This window comes from Porphyromonas somerae, from assembly GCF_022845615.1.
GTDB classification, from domain to species: Bacteria; Bacteroidota; Bacteroidia; order Bacteroidales; family Porphyromonadaceae; genus Porphyromonas_A; species Porphyromonas_A somerae.
The window spans coordinates 514047-532746 of the sequence record NZ_AP025559.1; the positions used below are offsets into that span (position 1 = coordinate 514047).

Annotated in this window: 12 protein-coding genes; 6 read left to right on the forward strand and 6 right to left on the reverse strand. The window is 45.8% G+C overall.

Annotation, left to right across the window (positions count from 1 at the left end; genetic code table 11):
• Positions 1-11: 11 nt before the first annotated feature.
• Positions 12-2366, reverse strand: coding sequence for an outer membrane beta-barrel family protein (locus MWL85_RS02220; RefSeq protein ID WP_244401248.1), 2355 nt, complete (start codon positions 2364-2366; stop codon positions 12-14).
• A gap of 384 nt (positions 2367-2750) precedes the next feature.
• On the opposite strand from MWL85_RS02220, the gene MWL85_RS02225 reads away from it, so the two are divergent.
• Positions 2751-3524, forward strand: coding sequence for a response regulator transcription factor (locus MWL85_RS02225; protein ID WP_244401249.1), 774 nt, complete (start codon positions 2751-2753; stop codon positions 3522-3524).
• Here MWL85_RS02225 and MWL85_RS02230 read toward each other — a convergent pair.
• The 5 genes from MWL85_RS02230 to MWL85_RS02250 form a co-directional block, all read right to left on the reverse strand.
• On the reverse strand, positions 3516-4280 hold the full coding sequence (locus tag MWL85_RS02230; RefSeq protein ID WP_018029250.1) for a HesA/MoeB/ThiF family protein: 765 nt from the start codon (positions 4278-4280) through the stop codon (positions 3516-3518). The two genes, MWL85_RS02225 and MWL85_RS02230, sit on opposite strands and share 9 nt — an antisense overlap.
• A 344-nt stretch (positions 4281-4624) precedes the next feature.
• A complete protein-coding gene (locus MWL85_RS02235; RefSeq protein ID WP_244401250.1) occupies positions 4625-5785 on the reverse strand; it encodes a cytochrome d ubiquinol oxidase subunit II in 1161 nt (386 codons plus the stop codon).
• A gap of 12 nt (positions 5786-5797) precedes the next feature.
• Positions 5798-7381 (reverse strand): cytochrome ubiquinol oxidase subunit I, encoded by a 1584-nt coding sequence (locus MWL85_RS02240; protein ID WP_244401251.1) that lies wholly within the window; start codon positions 7379-7381, stop codon positions 5798-5800.
• A 61-nt stretch (positions 7382-7442) separates the two neighbouring features.
• On the reverse strand, positions 7443-7766 hold the full coding sequence (locus tag MWL85_RS02245; RefSeq protein WP_244401252.1) for a DUF4492 domain-containing protein: 324 nt from the start codon (positions 7764-7766) through the stop codon (positions 7443-7445).
• 194 nt (positions 7767-7960) lie between these two features.
• The gene (locus MWL85_RS02250; protein WP_244401253.1) at positions 7961-8587 is read right to left on the reverse strand and encodes a porin family protein; all 627 of its coding nucleotides are present in this window, start codon (positions 8585-8587) and stop codon (positions 7961-7963) included.
• A 791-nt stretch (positions 8588-9378) separates the two neighbouring features.
• On the opposite strand from MWL85_RS02250, the gene MWL85_RS02255 reads away from it, so the two are divergent.
• From MWL85_RS02255 to MWL85_RS02275, 5 genes are all read left to right on the forward strand, one after another.
• Entirely contained in the window at positions 9379-11655 is a 2277-nt protein-coding gene (locus MWL85_RS02255) for a TonB-dependent receptor family protein (protein WP_244401254.1), read from the forward strand.
• Between the two features lie 67 nt (positions 11656-11722).
• Positions 11723-15115, forward strand: coding sequence for a SusC/RagA family TonB-linked outer membrane protein (locus MWL85_RS02260; protein ID WP_394802109.1), 3393 nt, complete (start codon positions 11723-11725; stop codon positions 15113-15115).
• A 5-nt stretch (positions 15116-15120) separates the two neighbouring features.
• Complete coding sequence (locus MWL85_RS02265) at positions 15121-16656, forward strand: RagB/SusD family nutrient uptake outer membrane protein (protein WP_021903585.1); 1536 nt, start codon at positions 15121-15123, stop codon at positions 16654-16656.
• A 5-nt stretch (positions 16657-16661) separates the two neighbouring features.
• Positions 16662-17666, forward strand: a complete 1005-nt coding sequence (locus MWL85_RS02270) for a putative zinc-binding metallopeptidase (RefSeq protein ID WP_244401255.1) — start codon at positions 16662-16664, stop codon at positions 17664-17666.
• The gene (locus MWL85_RS02275) at positions 17663-18700 is read left to right on the forward strand and encodes a DUF4302 domain-containing protein (protein ID WP_244401256.1); all 1038 of its coding nucleotides are present in this window, start codon (positions 17663-17665) and stop codon (positions 18698-18700) included. The genes MWL85_RS02270 and MWL85_RS02275 overlap by 4 nt, the downstream gene beginning before the upstream one ends.

Below are 18700 nucleotides of genomic sequence, written 5' to 3' on the forward strand. Positions count from 1 at the left end.
TACTTATTATATTACATACGATTAATTACGGAGCCGAGGGCACCCTTGCCTTGGTACTTTTGCTTAGTTGCATTGAAGCGGTAGGCGATGGTAAATTGGGCTCTAGGCAATACTTGTTGCTTGACTGTCGACTCTGTATACCTTGTCACCACTCTTATCGACATTGGTGATGAGGTAAGTTTGAGGTTACTGACCGAAAATGAGGTGGTGAGTGCATTATTCTTCAGCCATCGCTTTGAAATCTCAAAGGAGCTATTGATCATAGAGTTTAATATTTCCATGTTATCTTGGTTGCCCCCACTAGGTAGGTAGTTAATATTGGCACTGATGGTAAGTTCCTTTGGTAGTGTAATTTGGTTTTGCCAATTAAGGAATATGAATGCCTGTCGATTGGTGATGGTCTCCTCAAAGTGCTGGAGATCGTATCCAAGTAGCTTCATAGCACCAAAGGTAAAAGTGGGGTGCCACCACTTGATCCGAGGACTAAGAATAATATTGGCCCCGAGTATACTGTAGGGATCGGCATTGATGTGCGTGATGAGGGTCATATAGGGTAGATACTTGGTCGCGTCATTAGGGTCACGCATCGGTTGGGTCGTTTGTGTAAGGGAGTTGACCTTGTACTCATGCGAGAGCATCAGTGTCACCCAGCTCTTATTGAGCATCAGCTGAGTAGTATAGGAGAGTCCTGGCTTGAGGTTGGGGTCACCCACCTGATATTCATATTCGGATAAATACTGATAGCCTGGCTGTAGTCTCCAGAAGTTAGGCCGATTGATCTGGCTTCTAAAGGATAGCTGTGTATTGACTCCCCATAGTTGTCCACCAAAGGAGAGGGTGGGGAATAGGTTGGTCTTGATATAATCCTTGATCTCTATTGCCTTATTATCGTAGCGGTTGCGTACATGCTCCATACGTAGGCCTGCTGTGAGCATAAACTTTTGGGCGATGGCATGGCTATACTCGGCATAAAGCACATAGGTTTGCTCCTTGAGAGTGCTATTGAGGTCGGGGAGTTTGAGCTCTGGGTCACTATAGTTGAAGAAACTATTATTGGCCCACGAGTATCCACCCCCTACATTCAGCGAACCGCCCCAGAGAGGTCCATCGATATCTAGTCTAGCGCCAGCAGATTGGTACTTATCTCCGCTCCTTCCTTTCAACGCCTTTAATTCGTATGCCTCGGTGTAGCCTCTCTTTGTTGTAGTTGCCTTTTCAGACTTTGTACTTTCGTAGTAGTCTATATCTATCTGCGTTTTCCATTGGCCTATTTTACGCAAATAGTAGAGGCTTGGGCGGTGTGCATAGATCCAAGGCTTTGATTCTTCTGTAAAGCTATACAAGGGTTTATTCTGCTGTAGCGAACTGATGAGTTTACCTTCACTAGTTGAAAAAACGTTATCAGCACTCAATCGATATTGTACTCCAGCACTTTGCAGGTCGTCGGAATAATTGACACCGAATGTAAAGTTGTGGTCGTTCCCCCAAAACTTTGAAACCATACTTGTGGTATTAGTCCACTTGTCTTGCCCGATTTTGCCAATAAATGTGGCATCGTCGGTGATATTGATTCCTCTCCAATTGCCATTCCAGCTGTTAACAAAGAAATCCCAATTATCCTTGCGGTAGTTGAAAGAGAAGTAGGTGCCATAGTCCATTTTACACCCCTTGACCTTTGATGGTCTAACTTCAAGGTATCCGCTGAGTCCCGAGCCGGGTTCGCGGCGGGTGTATATTTTGATGACGGCACCGACCGATGAGCTGTACTTGGCGCCAGGGTTGGTGATCACTTGAATGTCCTTAATGAGGTAGGGCTTGAGCTCTCTCATTTGATTGGGGTCGGTCATCAGTCGGTCGTTGATGTAGATGACAGGGGTGCCCTTTCCGGTTACTTTCACCTTGTCATTCTCCACCTCCACTAGTGGAATGCCTCTGAGCACACTGTAGATATCGGTGAGCTTGGAGAGGGGCGAACCCTCGATCTTGGTGCTAAGTCCGCCTGCGACCAATCGGTGCGAGACACGATTGGCGGTGATGGCTACCTCCTCTAGCAAGGTGGCGCTCTCGGAGAGGGTGAGTGTCTGCTCCTTGAGGTCTTCGCAAAGCACTTGCTCGGTGCTGTAGCCGATCAGACTTGCTTGGAGTAGGATAGGGAGCTTGTGGTCGCCAATAGAGAGAGCAAAGGTGCCATCCTCCTTGGTGACGCCACCCACGATGGTGGCGGAGTCGGGTAGGGCAATGGCTTTAATCGTGGCATAAGGAAGTGGTTTCCCCTCTTTATCCGATACCTTTCCTTTGATCTCTTGTGCCAATAAGTTGCCTGTAGCCAAGCAAAGTATCAGCAAACTGGTGATGAATTGTTTCATAATGTGTGTGTATAACTTAGTGGTTTTGGTTATGGCTCTTCTCTATCCTTCCCTCCTTTCTTCCGCAAAGGTAAGTATAAATTCGGTAGTTTGCAAAACAAACAACCGATTTTAAATTGGTTCGGATAGTTAGTTCCAACTTAATTACTTGCAAACAGGGAACACATCCTACTTTTTTGAGTCGCATCGTACTCTATATTATTTGATGTGCACACTGCTTGTCTTTACACATGCAAAATTCTATACATATTGAATTTCCTGCAATACCCGAAAGGGTAATTCTGGAATGGGCCGATGTAAATGGTGCGATTATCACCCTTTCGGGTAAGGGTTTTACTTCTAAATGAGTACATTTGCATTGAGTTTATTCCAGATTGACTGTCAATGAGTGTATTTCTTAATGAAAATAACCGTCTACGGTTACCGCAAGATGTTCGTCCTCAGATAGGAGACGAGCAATACTATGGCTTGCAGCCTTATATTGACTCTGCGAAGGCATTTGCCCGAGTTTCATACAAATCTCTCTACATCATCGATTATAATAGGATGAACTTTCTGTATGTATCGGATAACCCTCTATTCCTTTGTGGCGAGAATGTAGAAACGGTGCAACAAGAAGGATACGACTTTTATTATAATCATGTACCTGAAGAAGATCTTGAATTTCTTACACAGGTCAATAGAGCGGGTTTTGAGTTTTTTAAAGGAGTTGCTGTTTCAGAGCGCTCTCAGTATACAATATCTTATAACTTCCGAATTACTCAAAAAGAATCTCGAGAAAAGATCTTGATTAACCATCAGATAACACCACTCAAATTGGACTCAATGGGAAATGTTTGGTTGGCTCTTTGTTTAGTTTCATTAGCTCCAACTCAAGAAGTTGGTATTGCTTATATGACAGCGGTCAATTCGAATTCGATGTGGCAGTTTTCTCTAAAGAGTGGACGTTGGAAGCAGATTGATAGTATCGTGCTGAATGAATACGAGAAAGCGGTGGTTCGACTAGCTAACCAAGGCTTGTCTGTTGGTGATATTGCCAATGAAATCAACCGATCCGAAGATTCAGTCAAGGGCTATCGAAAAACTTTGTTCCAAAAACTTGGCGTGGGAAACATCTCTGAGGCTATTGCTGTCGCGACACATCGTAGACTAATTTAAGTCATCGTACTCTGAGTAATAATAGAATTTGGGAAATATCTTTACAAACTCCCCACGAACAATACGAATAAGAATTGAAGCGCATATCCCTCCAACCAACGAAGACGCAATGGATAATTGAGGGGGAGGCAGTAGCATTTTTTCTTTCTCATACGCTCGTATGACATCTTCGATCCATATTTTTGGACGAACCCAATAGTTGAAATAATCTGTAATATATTGGATGGCTCTTTTCTCAAACCCCAAATAACTCTCTCCCTCAGTGAGCAAGCTCTCTAAGTTTGCTCCATCTGGAGAAACAACCATAACAATACCTGCAAATCCAATATTATAAGGATGTAATACATAAATGCCCTGCTCCGCACACAAATGGTCAAAGACAAACGGAATGTCACTTTTGAAATCAAGAGTGTTGATTGCTATATCGTGTTCCACAATGATATCCCTCACGTTTTCATGATTGATAAATGTGTTTATCGTCGAAATTTGTGCATTAGGATTGATGCTAAGTAGTCGTTTTTTCAATGCCTCTACTTTGGGTTTTTCCACATCTTCCTCGGTATAGTTCTGCCTATTGAGATTGCTTTCCTCTACCACATCTCCATCGACCAATGTGATAGTTTCAAATCCTATGCGCAATAGCGTTTCTGCGATATTACTTCCTATCCCTGCACCAGCAAGTAAGACTCGAAAATCTTTGATTCTCATTTGCTCTTCATCGGATATGTAGATTCGATTTCGTTCGTAGCGTTTCATTTGAATACTATTTTGATTACTTGTTTATGCGGGCAAAGTTCTTATTGTTTGCTTTTCTATGCAATACCCAAAAGGGTAATTCTTCGTGCATTTGCAATATATTAACCATTTGTCTGCTTCAGCCTATGATTTGTGGCGTCAATTGATAGCTGATTGTAAAGGAAATGTTTGATACGAGAAACAAAAATATTTGATACGAGAAACAGAAGCGTTTGATACAAGAAATAGAAGCCGTCTTTATTGGGAGCAAAGTCCTGGACACCCTTTTTCAGACAGCTACATAAAAAGGAAGGGGCTCAGCCAATACGGCTGAGCCCCTTTGAACTATCTAAGCGAGTGAGATATTAATAGTGGTTACCATTCTTCATCTCCTCTTCGTCAAACTTATGGAAGTCTAGCTTACGCCATGCATAGAAGATGTAAGCCAGTACGAATGGGATCACTAGCGATGCGTAAGCCATTACCTCTAGTGTGTATTGGCTAGAGCTACTATTGCGAATCGTTAGTGAGCTCTGTAGGTCAGCAGTAGTTGGGTAGTAAGCTGTATTGTTCCAACCTGCCATCAGTAGCAGCACCGTCACTACGAGCACTACACCGATGCCCTCGTACCAAATTCCCTTATTAAAGTGAGGCTTGAAAACGGTCAGTAGGATACCCGCCAGTACTCCCACTACTCCTAGAAGCATTACTACCAGTAATACTGGCTGCTGTAGGAGGTTATTAAGATACTTGTACTTCTCCATAAACACCTCTCCAGTAGCAGGGTCTACTGCAAAGCCTTGAGTGGTTAGTAAAAAACCAAGGAAGGCGAGGAAGAATACGAGGAAGATAATCGCATTTGGAAGGATACGCTTGCGAGCCGCCTGATTGAGCTCCTCATCGCGTACGTTATTGACGAAATAGAGTAGCCCAGTGGTACGGGCAAGGAATAGCACTGCAAGTCCTAGAACAAGGTTCCAAGGATTGAGCACCGCCTCAAGTCCGTGAAGCATCACGCCATTGTAATCCTGCCATGTAGAGACAGAGAGGTTGCCACCAAGATTGGTGAGGTTGGTTCTATCCACTACGAAGTTGGCACCAGTGAAGAAGGTACCTACGGCAGCACCGATGAGCAATGGGCCGAGTACTCCATTGAGGAATAGTGCCCACTGATAGGTCTTCTTGCCAAATACATTACCCTTCTTATTTTGGTACTCATAGGATACTGCCTGAATAACGAAGCAAAATAGAATGAGCATCCACACCCAGTATGCTCCGTAGAAGCTAGTGGAGTAGAAGAGTGGGAAGGATGCAAAGAAGGCACCTCCAAAGGTGACTAGTGTAGTAAAGGTGAACTCCCACTTACGACCTGTAGAATTGACCAGCATCCTCTGCTGTAGTGCGTTTTTGTGCAGTGAAAAGACGAAAGTCTGACCACCCTGTACAAAAAGTAGAAACACGAGAAGACCGCCAAGCAGTGAAATGATGAACCACCAGTAGTCTTGTAGAAAAATTAACTTATCCATACTGTATCCCGATTATTTCGCCTCGTTTTGAGAGTCGTTTGAAACATGATTTTTTGGTCCCTTCTTGATCGCATGGATCATAATACTTAGCTCGGCAATGAGCATCAGTGTAAAGAGGACGAGGAAGAGGGTAAAGGTGGTCTTCACTGCACCTGCTGCAATGTTGGAGACAGCGGCCTGTACAGGAAGAGCATCCTGAATAGTCCATGGTTGGCGACCAACCTCTGCTACTACCCAGCCTGCTTGTGAAGCGATATAGACTAGTGGGATACTAATGATCATTACCCAGTGGTACCAACGCATATTCACAAATTTCTCCTTATTGCGTCGGAGCATAATCAATGGCACTAGGCAGACCAAAATAAATAGCATTCCTAGCCCTACCATGATGCGGAAGCTGTAGTAAAGCATTGGGATATTGGGGATCAGGTCCTCAACATTATCGAAGTAACCATATCCAAAGTGCTCATAATTGGCATCTAGGATCTCTTTCTGAGCAGCTGCCTCAGCCTCGTTGCCAGCCTCTTTGGCAGCACGATAGTCGGCAAGTGCTTGGATAGCGATCTTACCTCTCTGGATGCGCTCCTCGGCAGATAGCGCAATGGTACCATCGGGCTTGGTATAACCACCCTCTAGTATGTTTTTGATACCAGGTACATAGGCGTTGGGGTCGTTGAAAGAAAGAATTGAAAGCCCGCTAGGAAGTGCAATATTAAAAGCGTAGTCGCTCTTATCACTTGCCCAGTCGGCTTTTTTCTTGTCGCTATTCACGATACCAATGACGCTAAGAGGTGCCTTTTCGCTACCCTCATACATGTTCTCCATAGCAGCGAGCTTCATAGGTTGGTAGGTAGCTACATGACCTGCAGAGAGGTGACCTGTGGCGATGGTAAGAATCGCTGATACCAAACCAAGGGTGGCTGCTAGCTTGATGCTCTCAAGTGCAAACCTTTGATTGCGCTTGCGGAGTAGGTAATAGCCGCAGATACCCATAACCACGATAGAGCCTAGCATCCAGCTAGAGATCACTGAGTGGAAAAACTTTGAGACAGCCACAGGAGAGAGGGCTACATCGCTGAAGCTGATCATTTCGTGACGCACTGTGTCGGGATTGAGTGCTGCACCGGTAGGATATTGCATCCACGCATTGGCCACCAAGATCCAAACGGCAGATAGTGTAGCACCACCAATGGTGAGCCAGGTAGAGGCGAGGTGGAACTTCTTCGACACCTTGTCCCATCCAAAGAACATCACTGCAAAGAAGGTGGCCTCCATGAAGAAGGCAAACATTCCCTCAATCGCTAGGGGAGCTCCGAAGATATCACCAACGAAGTAGCTGTAGTTGGACCAGTTGGTACCAAACTGAAACTCTAGAATAAGACCAGTGGCAATACCTGCTGCGAAGTTGATTCCGAAGATCTTTTGCCAAAACTTGGCAGTCTCCTTCCAAAAGTCGTCCCCAGTACGGTAGTACTTAGTCTCGGCGAGTGCCATAATGAATCCCATTCCTAGTGTGAGCGGAACGAAGATCCAGTGGTACATCGCTGACATCGCAAATTGTAATCGCGACCAATCGATAAGTGCACTTAGTAACATAGTAGGTAAAAATAATGCTTATATATTGTTGTTGTATTATATTATTTAATGTGTGTGGCGACTACTCCTCACCTCCCTCAGGTGTGATCGTAGGGGTAGCAGTTGGCTCAATAGCCCTATTCACAAGCTCATTCCGCACATACTCTTGTCGGCCCTCCTTAGTCTTGGACTGCTCCTTGAGAAAGTTGGGGAAGAAAAATAGCCTGAGTACGCCAAAGAGGATCAGCAACTTAATGATATTGAGTATCCAGAGAGGCTTACCCCACGTCATACTCCTTAGCCCTTCTTTCCATAGCTGTATCAGTTTGGGAAAAAAGCCTTTCTTGAGGGGGACCAAGCTCTCTCCACTAGTGGCTTGCTCATTATTATTAACTATCTCTTTCACGGTAGGCTTGTTATTTCTTTTTCTTATGGTAATGAATTCGTGTGCTAAATTATAAAACATTATGCACACTACCAAATAATAACCCCCTTATTTTGTTGTTTTTTCACATTGTCGCCTATCTTGTTATACAAAACGGGGCTTTTCAGACGAAAAGCCCCGCATGCTAACAACTATAGGTTAGCCGATAGTATCACTTAGAATAGGACTCTAGCAGTTACAGAGAATCCCTTTTCCTTGGTGTTGATGTAGTCATTAAAGACCTTTGCTGCTCCCTCAAACTTATAGCTATCGCTCATTGCTGCATTGAATGTAGCAGAGATCTGTAGATACTTGAGCACCTCTACGCCGATACCAGCATTGAGACCAATTCCTAACTTATTAGCCTTGATATCGTTTGAGTTTTCAAGCTTGATATCACCGATATTGGTGTTAAATGCATAGTTAAAGCTAGGACCAGCAAGAATGAAAAAGCGAGCTGCAGGGATGCTGAATACATAGCCTTTCACATTGACAGGTATCTCAATAAGGTTGCTCTTTAGGCTTAGAGCATCCTTACCTGCCATATCAAAGTTAGCACCCTTTTGTGCATAAAGTACGCCAGCCTCAAGTGCTAGTGGAAATATGGGGAGCTCGTATTCAACCATAGGGCCGATGTGGAAAGCGGTGAATAGGTCGCTCTTGTAATCATCTGCCTTGGTGCTGAACTTGCTGAAGTTGGCACCACCCATCACGCCCCAGCGGAGGCCGCCTTGAGCTTGTGCCGTGAGTGAGCTAGCAAGTCCTAGGATAATAACCGAAACAACGGTATAAATTCTCTTCATAATCGTTCTATATTTATGATTAATAAACTATTTGTCGTCGCAAAGATATTCAATTTTTATGAGCCGATAAAACGAATAGTCAAGGTCGACACATTATAATAAGGTATTATCCAGTGGTATTCATTGGAGAGCCTATGGGGAGAGCCCCCCTTGTCTAGGCAAGAAAAAGCGTAGGTTCAAAACCACCTCAAAGCACCTCCAAATTCCTCTATGCTAGTAAGGCTAAAGTGGAGATGCAACTAAGCAATCGGTTAGTTGCAACTAAGCATTTGCCGAGATGCAACTAACCGATTGCTTAGTTGCATCTCGGCAAACGCCTTTGTATGGCATTGATTTACAATCGGTTGTAAATGGGGCTACAAACACCCCGTTTTAGCTAGGTTTTTCACTTTGCTCATTTAATGCGTAACCACTATCTGATAATCAGGGCTGAAATGTTAGGATAAACTTGCCGTATGGCAGGCCCTCTTCCAAGTGCCTATTAGGGTTCCCAGACCTCTAATGCTTGCCTAGGTGGTATTGCCTATTTTACTTTGTGCATCATTCTCATAAAGCACGTCATTCAGCAACGTCAAGTAGGGGATATCCCAAATCATTTGACCATTCTAGTTATATTGGTTGTGTAGACTATCCGCATTAATCATCGTGACATAAGAGAATAAAATACCTATATGTGGGTATTGTGGGAATATTGTTGCCTTTATATCTTTGCAGTGCTAAATAATTTTTGAATATATATCTCAGATAATTGGGATATTTTTATTAAGAACCATATTCGCCATACGCTAGTTATGCTTTTTCGACGTTCGACGATTATTCTCATTTTATTCTTTTCTTGCGGTTTAGTTTATGCCCAAGAAAAAGACAGTAATACTGTTTCTCAACAGACTTCTCAATCAGTTGATACCCTTGGAGCTATTAGAGATGATGGCCTTATTGATGAGGTGGTAATTTACTCTCGTCCGATATTAGGTAGCAAGTTTCAAGCAAGGAACCGCACTGGTTCTGCTTACTTTTTGTCTCCTAGTGAGCTAGCTAAGTTCAATTATACCGACATCAATCGCATGCTCAAGAGTGTGCCGGGCGTCAATATGTATGAAGAGGATGGCTTTGGTCTTCGCCCCAATATCAGTTTGCGTGGAACCAAGGCCGAGCGGAGTGAGCGCATTTCACTTATGGAGGATGGTATTCTGATTGCTCCCGCTCCTTACTCTGCACCAGCAGCTTATTACTTTCCGAGTGTAGCGAGGATGAGTGCTGTGGAGGTGCTGAAAGGGAGTAGCCAGGTGCAGTATGGTCCTTTTACCACGGGCGGTGCCATCAACATGCTTTCGACTCCTATCCCTACCCACTTTACCGGGAAGTTCAATGCCTCTTACGGTAGCTTTGATACCGCCAAGGGACATATCATGATCGGTGACCGTAGGGGTATATTCGGATATATGGTGGAGTATCTTCGCCATCAATCCAAAGGATTTAGGAGAGATGAGCCTGATGAGCGTATTGGTTTTAAGCGCAATGATGTAGTGGCGAAGTTCGGGATTAGTACCGATCGTTTTTCGGGTGTTAATCATAATGTAGAGCTGAAGTTGGGCTGGGCGAATGAGGATTCTGATGAAACCTACCTTGGACTTAGTAGTGAAGACTTTGCTCTACGCCCTTATTTCAGGTATGCAGGTGCCGATAAGGATCACCTCAAGACACAGCACTTTCAGAGCGTTTTGAGCCACATATTGATGGCAGAGAATGGTCTAAAGATTACCTCCAACCTATACTATAATTACTTTTTCCGTAATTGGTATAAGTTGAATGACGTGAGGGTAGGTTACCTGAAAGAGGAAAAGCGCTCCATTGGTCAGGTGCTGGCCGATCCAGAGACCAATCACGAATACTTTGAGATCCTTACGGGGCAGCGTGATTATATTGGTGAAGCACTTATGGTGCGTGCCAATCGGAGGAAATACTTCTCTAGAGGCATTCAATCCAAAGCAGAGCATAAGTGGCGCCTAGGAGAGAGCTACCTTACTGTAGAGGGCGGCATTCGGTATCATGAAGATGGTGAGGATCGCTTCCAAGAGGACGACGGTTACTCTATGCAGTCGGGTGAGATGAAGCTCTTCCGCCCAGGAGACCCTGGAAGTCAGTCTAACCAAGTAACGACAGCCCGTGCATGGAGCGGTTATATCTTAAATACATGGGCATGGAACAATCTAACGATTACCGCAGGTTTACGCTATGAAGATGTGGTTTTGGAGAAGCGGAATTATACCAAGCAGGATCCAAGGCGGTCAGGTCGTATTCGTATTGAGACCCCTAATTCGGCTCGAGTGTGGTTACCTGGGGTGGGGGTGAACTACAAAATCATCCCCGAAGTATCGGTATTTACAGGCGTACATAGAGGTTTTGCCCCTCCAAGTGCCGTTTTGGATCAAAAGCCTGAGAGCTCCACCAATGTGGAGGCTGGTTTGCGTATAGCTATATCTGGCTTGCACTTTGAGGTGATTGGCTTTAATAATAACTATCAAAATATGCTTGGAAGTGACCTTACAGCAGCCGGTGGGCAGGGGACGATGGATCAATTTAATGTCGGTGCCGCACTGGTCAGGGGTGTAGAGGCATTACTCAGCTGCGACCCTATGCCTCATCATTGGTTGGTACGTGTCAATACGCAACTCTCCTATACCTATACCGACACCAAAATGAAGAACGACTTTACCAGCTCCGCGTGGGGTGATGTCCATGCAGGTGATGAAATACCCTATATTTTTAAGCACTCATTCAATGGGCAATTGGGGGTCACCTCCAAGTGGGTAGATCTCAATGTGGGTGTGCGTTTCAATGGAGATATGCGTACGGTGCCAGGGCAAGGGCCAATGGCACTTAGGGAGACTATTCCGCACCATACTATTTGGGATGCCACCATTCGAGCAAAGGTATATAAGGGTGTTACACTCACGCTAAATGCCATTAACTTAGCGAATAAAGCCTACGTGGTATCGCGTCATCCTTCAGGGATGCGTGCCGGTCACCCAAGAGGTATTTATGGGGGCGTGGAGGTGAAGTTTTAATCAGCTAATTTGTAGTATAAGTATATTCAGTGGGTTGGTATGATGCCACTGTGAGTGATCAATAGATATGATGATGAAGAAGATATTCCAGCGACAGCACCTCTCAATGCTTCTAATCCTTTTGCTCTTTTGTAGCCAAGGGACCCTCTTAGCACAAGAGAGCAATGAGAGAGAAACCGTTACTGGGGTGGTGAGTGACCAAACAAGCTTACCCCTTCCTGGCGTGCTTGTGGAGAATAAAAGCAATGGGAGTAGGGCGGTTACCAATGCAGAGGGTAGATACAAGGTGTATGGCACCAAGGGGGATAAGCTAAGTTTCCGCTTCGTAGGCATGGTAACTAAGGTGGTCACTGTAAGTGGATCCATTATGAATGTACAGCTGAAAGAAGATCAGACTCAGTTGGACGAAGTGGTGGTGACTGGTTACCAAAAAGTGCGTAGCAGAGTCTACACCGGTGCCGCAACCGCTGTGAAAATGGCGGAGATAAAGCTTGATGGCGTGCCTGATATGTCGAGGATGTTGGAAGGGCGTATCCCTGGTCTATCGGTACAAAATATATCCGGCACCTTTGGTGCTGCCCCAAAGATTAGCATCCGTGGTGGTGCCACCATCCTAGGTGATGCACAGCCTCTCTGGGTGATAGATGGTGCTGTGTATGAAAATATGGTACCACTGACTATGGATCAATTGGCCTCTGGTGATGCTGTGACGCTGATAGGTTCGGCGGTATCTGGTCTCAATCCTTCCGATATTGAGGATATTCAAGTGCTCAAAGATGCCTCTGCCACTTCGGTCTATGGTGCGCGAGCCCTTAATGGGGTGATAGTGATCACTACGAAGTCGGGCAGAAGGGGGATGCCACTAAGCGTTACCTATGCCACCGAAAATGCCTTTAGGCTAAAGCCCTCCTATAGGGAGTACGACCTCTTGGATTCGCAAGAGACGATGTCGCTCTACCAGGAGATGTGGGATAAGGGTTACTTTGGCGTCAAAGAGTCTTTATATGGCCGAAGGGGCGGTATATACCATCAGATGTATCGAGATATTCTAACCGTAGACCCTAATACCGGCAGTTATCTCCTGCCTAATACTCCAAAGGCGAGGCTAGAGTTTTTGCAACGCGGTGAGTATGCCAATACCGATTGGTTTGACCTCCTCTTTACCTACCGCCCCACCACTCGACACACCGTTACTCTATCGGGAGGTGGCGACCATGTAGCTACCTATGCCTCTATTGGTTATTACCATGATGGCGGTTGGACCATTACGGATGGGGTGCAGCAGCTCACTGCCTACCTCAAGAGCACCTTTTACCCAAAAGAGGAGCTTAAGCTGACTCTTAGTGCCAATGGCAATATCCGTAATCAGAGAGCCCCGGGTACCATGCCACTAAGGCGGAATAGCCGGATCGGTGCCTACGAGCGCGACTTTGATATCAATCCATTTGCCTATGCGCTTAGCACTAGCCGTACATTAACCCCTTATGATGCCAATGGAAATAAGGCCTACTACCGTAATAATTGGGCTCCTTTCAATATCCTATCTGAATACGAAAATAATCAGATGCAGATGCGGGTGATAGACTTCAAGTTGCAAGCCGAAGGGAGTTATAAGCCTATCCAAGAGCTTGAGGTGGGAGGCCTCGTCTCTATTCGAAGGGCAGCAACCAGTACCCAGCATGAGGTGAAGGAGCAGTCTAATGTGGTATTGGCCTATCAGGCAGCAGAGACTCCTACAGTAGCCCATGAAAACTTCTACCTCCTTAACGACCCAAATAACCCTGCCTTGCAGCCAAAGGTGGCTCTTACTCACGGTGGTATCCTCAATAAGACCGAGGTGGGGATGACCAGTTTTTTGGGTCGCTTATCGGGCGACTACAATAAAAAGGTAGATGAGCACGATATCCGACTCTTTGGTTTCAGTGAGTTGCGTAGTACCGAGCGCTTTATCACCCCTTTCCAAGGTTATGGAATCCAGTACGATAAAGCCAATCAGGTCTACCCCAACCCCAAAGTCTTTGATAAGCTCGCGCAGGAGAATACACCCTACTTCTCGCACAGAAGCATGGTGGATAGGGGCGTTACCTTCTCGCTCAATGCCACTTATGGCTATGCAGGTAAGTACATCTTTAATACGGTGCTCAATTACGAAGGTGCCAATACTTCGGGCAAGGGAGCTAAGGCTCTCTGGTTGCCCACTTGGAATATAGGTGCTAAGTGGAATCTCGATCAAGAGGAGTGGCTCAGAAACCACCCAACCATCTCCAAACTGGCACTCCGCGCTAGCTACGGCCTTACAGCCAAGATGAATGAGGAGGCGATCAATACCAGCAATATCTTCCGGATGGGCATCACCAATCGGCTCCACTTGGAGGATAGAGAGAATGCACTCTTACTTGACCAATTGGAGAATAGAGACCTCACGTGGGAAAAGATGTATGAGCTCAATGTGGGGCTCGAAGTGGGTATGCTAAATAACCGCATCAGCGGTACATTGGACCTATACCAGCGCAATACCTTTGATCTTATCGACCTCGTCCGTACCTCAGGGGTAGGGGGGCAGTACTATAAATATGCCAATTTTGGTGACATGACCACCCGAGGTGTGGAGCTAGGGATTCACTCCAAAAACATTGTTACAGAAAAGTTTTCCTGGAGCAGTAGTCTCACCATTAGTGGTATGAGCCAGATGATTACCCGTCTACTCAATTCGCCTAATGCCTTTGATATGGTAGCAGGTCGGGGTAGGGGCAATCTAGTGGGCTATCCCAAAGGCTCACTCTTCTCTTTCAACTTCCAAGGTCTTGACCCCAATGGATTACCTACCTTCGACTTTGGCCTTTACCAAAATAGCCAAGAGCATGCCCGGATTGTTGGTGCCGACTTTTTGGATACAGAGTTCAATAAGAGCTATCTCCTCTATCACGGCCCTATAGAGCCACAGGCAATGGGAGGTCTAATGAATACCTTTAGGTACAAAGAGTGGGAGCTCTCTCTTTTCATCACTATGCAGGCTGGGAATAAGATTCGGATCAATCCTACGTTTGACCCCCTCTATGCCGATCTCAACATCTTTTCTCGTGACTACCGTGATAGGTGGCTGAGCCCAGGCGATGAGTACCATACCGAGGTGCCAGTACTCCCATCGCAATCTCTTATAGGAGCCATTGGGAGGGAAAATATTGAGCGAGCCTATAACACCTACAACTTCTCGCAAAATAAAGTGGCCGATGGTAGTTTTGTTCGCCTGAAGAGTATCTCACTATCTTACACTGCCCAAAAGGAGCTTCTTGAAAGAATTCGCTTGAAAGGCCTATCAGTTAGGCTGAATGCCACCAATCCGCTGATGCTTTATGCCGATAAAAAGCTCAATGGACAAGACCCTGAGTACTACCGTACTGGTGGAGTATCCCTCCCCACACCCAAGCAGGTAACCGTATCAATGAGCATAACGTTTTGAAAATCATGAATAGATATCCATGGATCATAGGTGCCCTGCTAGGGCTAATCACATTCGCTAGCTGTACGAAGTACCTAGATAAGAGCCCCAATTCCGACCTCAATATAGAGGTCGACAACGAGGAGAAGATCGCCGAGCTACTCACCGGTGCCTATCCCACAGCTAGCTATATTCCATTCCTTGAGCCCCGAACAGATAATGTGGGCTTCCGACCTTATGGTGAGCAGAATAGGCTCAATGAGGCAATGTACTTTTGGGAAGATTATGATCAAGAGGACCTGGATACGCCGTTAAATTATTGGAACGCTTGTTATCGAGGTATAGCTCAGGCCAATATTGCACTCGAGCTACTCACAAAGTACCCCAAGACAGAGCGTGTCAAGGCACTCTATGGCGAAGCTTTTTTACTAAGAGCTTATCTCCACTTTATGCTGGTGAATATTTGGGCAGAGCCTTATAGAGGAGCCGATGACCTCCATCCTGGTATCCCCTATCTGAAAAGCCCAGAGAAGCATGCCATGGTCGATTATGATAGAGCAACTGTAGCAAAGGTGTATGAGGAGATCGAGGCCGATCTCAAGCTGGGTATTACGCTGGTCAACGACCGCTTTTACCGCCACCCCAAGTTTCACTTCAATAAAAAAGCTGCCTATGCCTTTGCCTCCCGCTTTTATCTGCACAAAGGGGAGTGGCAAAAGGTGGTAGACTATGCCAATTATGTCTTGGGTGGAGACCCAAAAAGAGAGTTAAGACATTGGACGGAGTATCAAAAGCAGTACGAATTTGCACGCCCACAGCTATTCAAAAGCTATGCAAGTGCATTGGAGCCTGCCAATCTACTCCTCTCCACTACCGAGTCGAGGTGGGCTCGTGAGCTTCCACGAGTGCAGTATGGACCTACTAAGGAGAGCGTAGAGGCCATCTTTGATAAGAAGGGGATTGAAAATGGTGGTAACTTCAAGCGACTCAACCAATCCAGTAGCTACCTCTTTACCCCCTCCCCCTTGCCACTGAAGGTGGGCCGATACATCTCCAAGTTTGATGAGGTGAGGAGTAACCTCGATAGTGGGCTCAAGCCGAGAGGGCTCTATGTGACCAATGTGTTATTTACTACTGATGAGGTGCTGCTCAATCGTATGGAGGCATTGGCGATGCTCGGTGAGTACAATAAGGCCATTGACGACCTACAAGAGTACACACGAGGGAAGTTCGGCTTTACCCCCTACGTAGAGCGTTCTATCTACCTGACCACCAACCCCCAAAATTATCAGGTCTATAGCCCCTATTATCCCCTTACCATCAAGCAACTTGCATTCGTAAAGCTAGTGCTCGACTTTAGGCAAAAAGAGTTTTACCAAGAGGGGCTTCGGTGGTTGGATATTCGTCGCTTCCACCTCTCTGTGGCTCGTGATAGCAAGAGTAAGTATTACTTTCCCCTTGAGAAAGACGACCCACGCAAGCTTCTACAAATACCCAATGAGGCCATCAAACGAGGGCTCCAGCCCAACCCACGTGAGCGAAAAGAGTTAGATAGAAAGTAATTGATATGAGACCCAATAAGCAAACCAATAAGCAAACCAATAAGCAGCTAATCACCCTGCTGCTCCCATTGATGATGATAATTGCTGGGTGCCAAAATGCAAAGCTAAGCGATACAAGCGTATTGGCTCCTGCAGCAGAGACCACCAATGAGAGTGAGCTAGACCAATGGATAACCCAATCCATTACCCAGCCCTATCAGATAGAAGTGCTCTACCGCTGGAATGAGAAGGAGCTACTTGGTACCTACGTTTACCCTCCCCAAGAGGAGAAGGTCAAGAGCGTGCTAGAGACCGTGAAGTATCTATTCCTAGAGAGCTTCGAGCTACCAGCCATCGGAGACCTTCACTACCTCAAGGGCAAACTCCCCATCCGTATCAAGATGTATGGCGGTTCCAACCTTGATCCTAATGGGGTAGAACTGCTCTACAACCCCCTAGGCACACCTGTAGAGATGTGTATCTACAATGTCAATAGCTTCGACCCGAGTGACCCCGAAAAGGTCTTCCTACTGATGCGAAGTGTCTTTCATCAGTTTGCCAAGCGGATGCTAGAGCTCTACCCCTACGATAGAGACAAGTTTTACCGAATTAGTGGGCATAGATACCTATCCTCTACCGAGCCAATAGCCATCCCACTAAGCTACCAGCAGAGCTACAAGGAACGGTTTGGTCTGGATACCTATGCCGGTAGGCGAGGATGCTACACAATGTACGCCTTGCTCTCTCCTGAAGACGACATGGCTGAGATGATAAGTGCCACCCTGCTCTCTACACCCCAAGAGATTGAGTATCTTTTTGAGGAGACAAGTATCCCTGACGGCGACCCCAACCCTGAGGTAGCAGAGAGGTATGCAAGAGAAGCCGCTTTGGCACATAATGAGTTGCTAGAGAAGCAAGCCTTTCTCAGCCAGTACATCAAGGTACATTGGGGATTGGATCTCACAAAAGCCGAGGTGACTATCCTACGTAGAGTGGCGCAATTTATTCAAAGCAAAGAGGAAGAAGAATGAAAAAGATATACTATACTACTATTATTCCCCTCACCCTTGCACTAGCTACCTTAGCTAGCTGTAATGGAAAACTGCAACAGGCATTCCATGAGAGCCCATCGGAGCGTGTGCAAGCTAGTATCTCATCGCTTCACGAGGAGCTTACAAGTAGCCCTAGTGGTTGGAGTGTTCTTTACTTTCCCCACTGCGATTCACTCCTCTTTTCCAATCCCAATGAGCTGATTGGCCAAACTGCCTTTCGTGGTCGTTTGGGTTATGGTGGTAGCAGCTTTGTGATGAAGTTTAGCAAAGAAGGCACTGTGGAGATGAAGGCAGACTTTACCGAAGCGAGCTGTGCCGAACCTAAGGTAAGCAGGTATGCCATCAAAAGAGGTAGCTACACTCAGCTTACCTTTGAGACCTTCAATTATATTCATGAGCTAGTCAACGACTCCTTCAGAGGATCAACCGACTTTCTCTATCAAGGAAAAAATGAATATGGTCAATTGGTGTTCCGAACTGCCGGCACTATCTTGCCCGCAAAGGAATACATCATCTTTACCAAGCTCAAAAGCGATGAGGACCCCCTTGTAAAGGCCTATCAAAACCGTCTCTTTTTCGAGGAGATGCAGAATCCACAGCTCTCTATTAGGATGGGTGATAGGGTGTACTTTGAGAGTGACAACTACATTAAAACTAAGGCTGAGACCAATCGCCCATATATTAAGGAGTTGATCACCAAGAGATACTACCTATTTCTCTACAATAAGAAGCGTAACCCAATCCCTGGTTATCCTTCACTTCAGATGGTGGGGCTAGGATCTGGTTATGCTGGAACTAGTGAAGGGATCACTTTTAGAGCTGGACTAAGATACAGCAAGGATATTGTGTTTATGGACTTTGAGCGGATAGATGATCGCTTCGAAGCGGAGTTGGTAAAGGTCTACAACCCTCACACTCGGGTGACAAGCTTAGAGAGTAAACACCTACATCCCGAAGGTATCCCCACAGGTGTGAAAGCTGTGATATGGGATGCCCCGATTATTAAAGATTAA

Bases quoted from the DNA above. Each gene is read 5' to 3' on its own strand.
- MWL85_RS02220 (WP_244401248.1), bottom strand. From the start codon at position 2,366: ATGAAACAATTCATCACCAGTTTGCTGATACTTTGCTTGGCTACAGGC.
- MWL85_RS02225 (WP_244401249.1), top strand. From the start codon at position 2,751: ATGAGTGTATTTCTTAATGAAAATAACCGTCTACGGTTACCGCAAGAT.
- MWL85_RS02230 (WP_018029250.1), bottom strand. From the start codon at position 4,280: ATGAAACGCTACGAACGAAATCGAATCTACATATCCGATGAAGAGCAA.
- MWL85_RS02235 (WP_244401250.1), bottom strand. From the start codon at position 5,785: ATGGATAAGTTAATTTTTCTACAAGACTACTGGTGGTTCATCATTTCA.
- MWL85_RS02240 (WP_244401251.1), bottom strand. From the start codon at position 7,381: ATGTTACTAAGTGCACTTATCGATTGGTCGCGATTACAATTTGCGATG.
- MWL85_RS02250 (WP_244401253.1), bottom strand. From the start codon at position 8,587: ATGAAGAGAATTTATACCGTTGTTTCGGTTATTATCCTAGGACTTGCT.
- MWL85_RS02255 (WP_244401254.1), top strand. From the start codon at position 9,379: ATGCTTTTTCGACGTTCGACGATTATTCTCATTTTATTCTTTTCTTGC.
- MWL85_RS02260 (WP_394802109.1), top strand. From the start codon at position 11,723: ATGATGATGAAGAAGATATTCCAGCGACAGCACCTCTCAATGCTTCTA.
- MWL85_RS02265 (WP_021903585.1), top strand. From the start codon at position 15,121: ATGAATAGATATCCATGGATCATAGGTGCCCTGCTAGGGCTAATCACA.
- MWL85_RS02270 (WP_244401255.1), top strand. From the start codon at position 16,662: ATGAGACCCAATAAGCAAACCAATAAGCAAACCAATAAGCAGCTAATC.
- MWL85_RS02275 (WP_244401256.1), top strand. From the start codon at position 17,663: ATGAAAAAGATATACTATACTACTATTATTCCCCTCACCCTTGCACTA.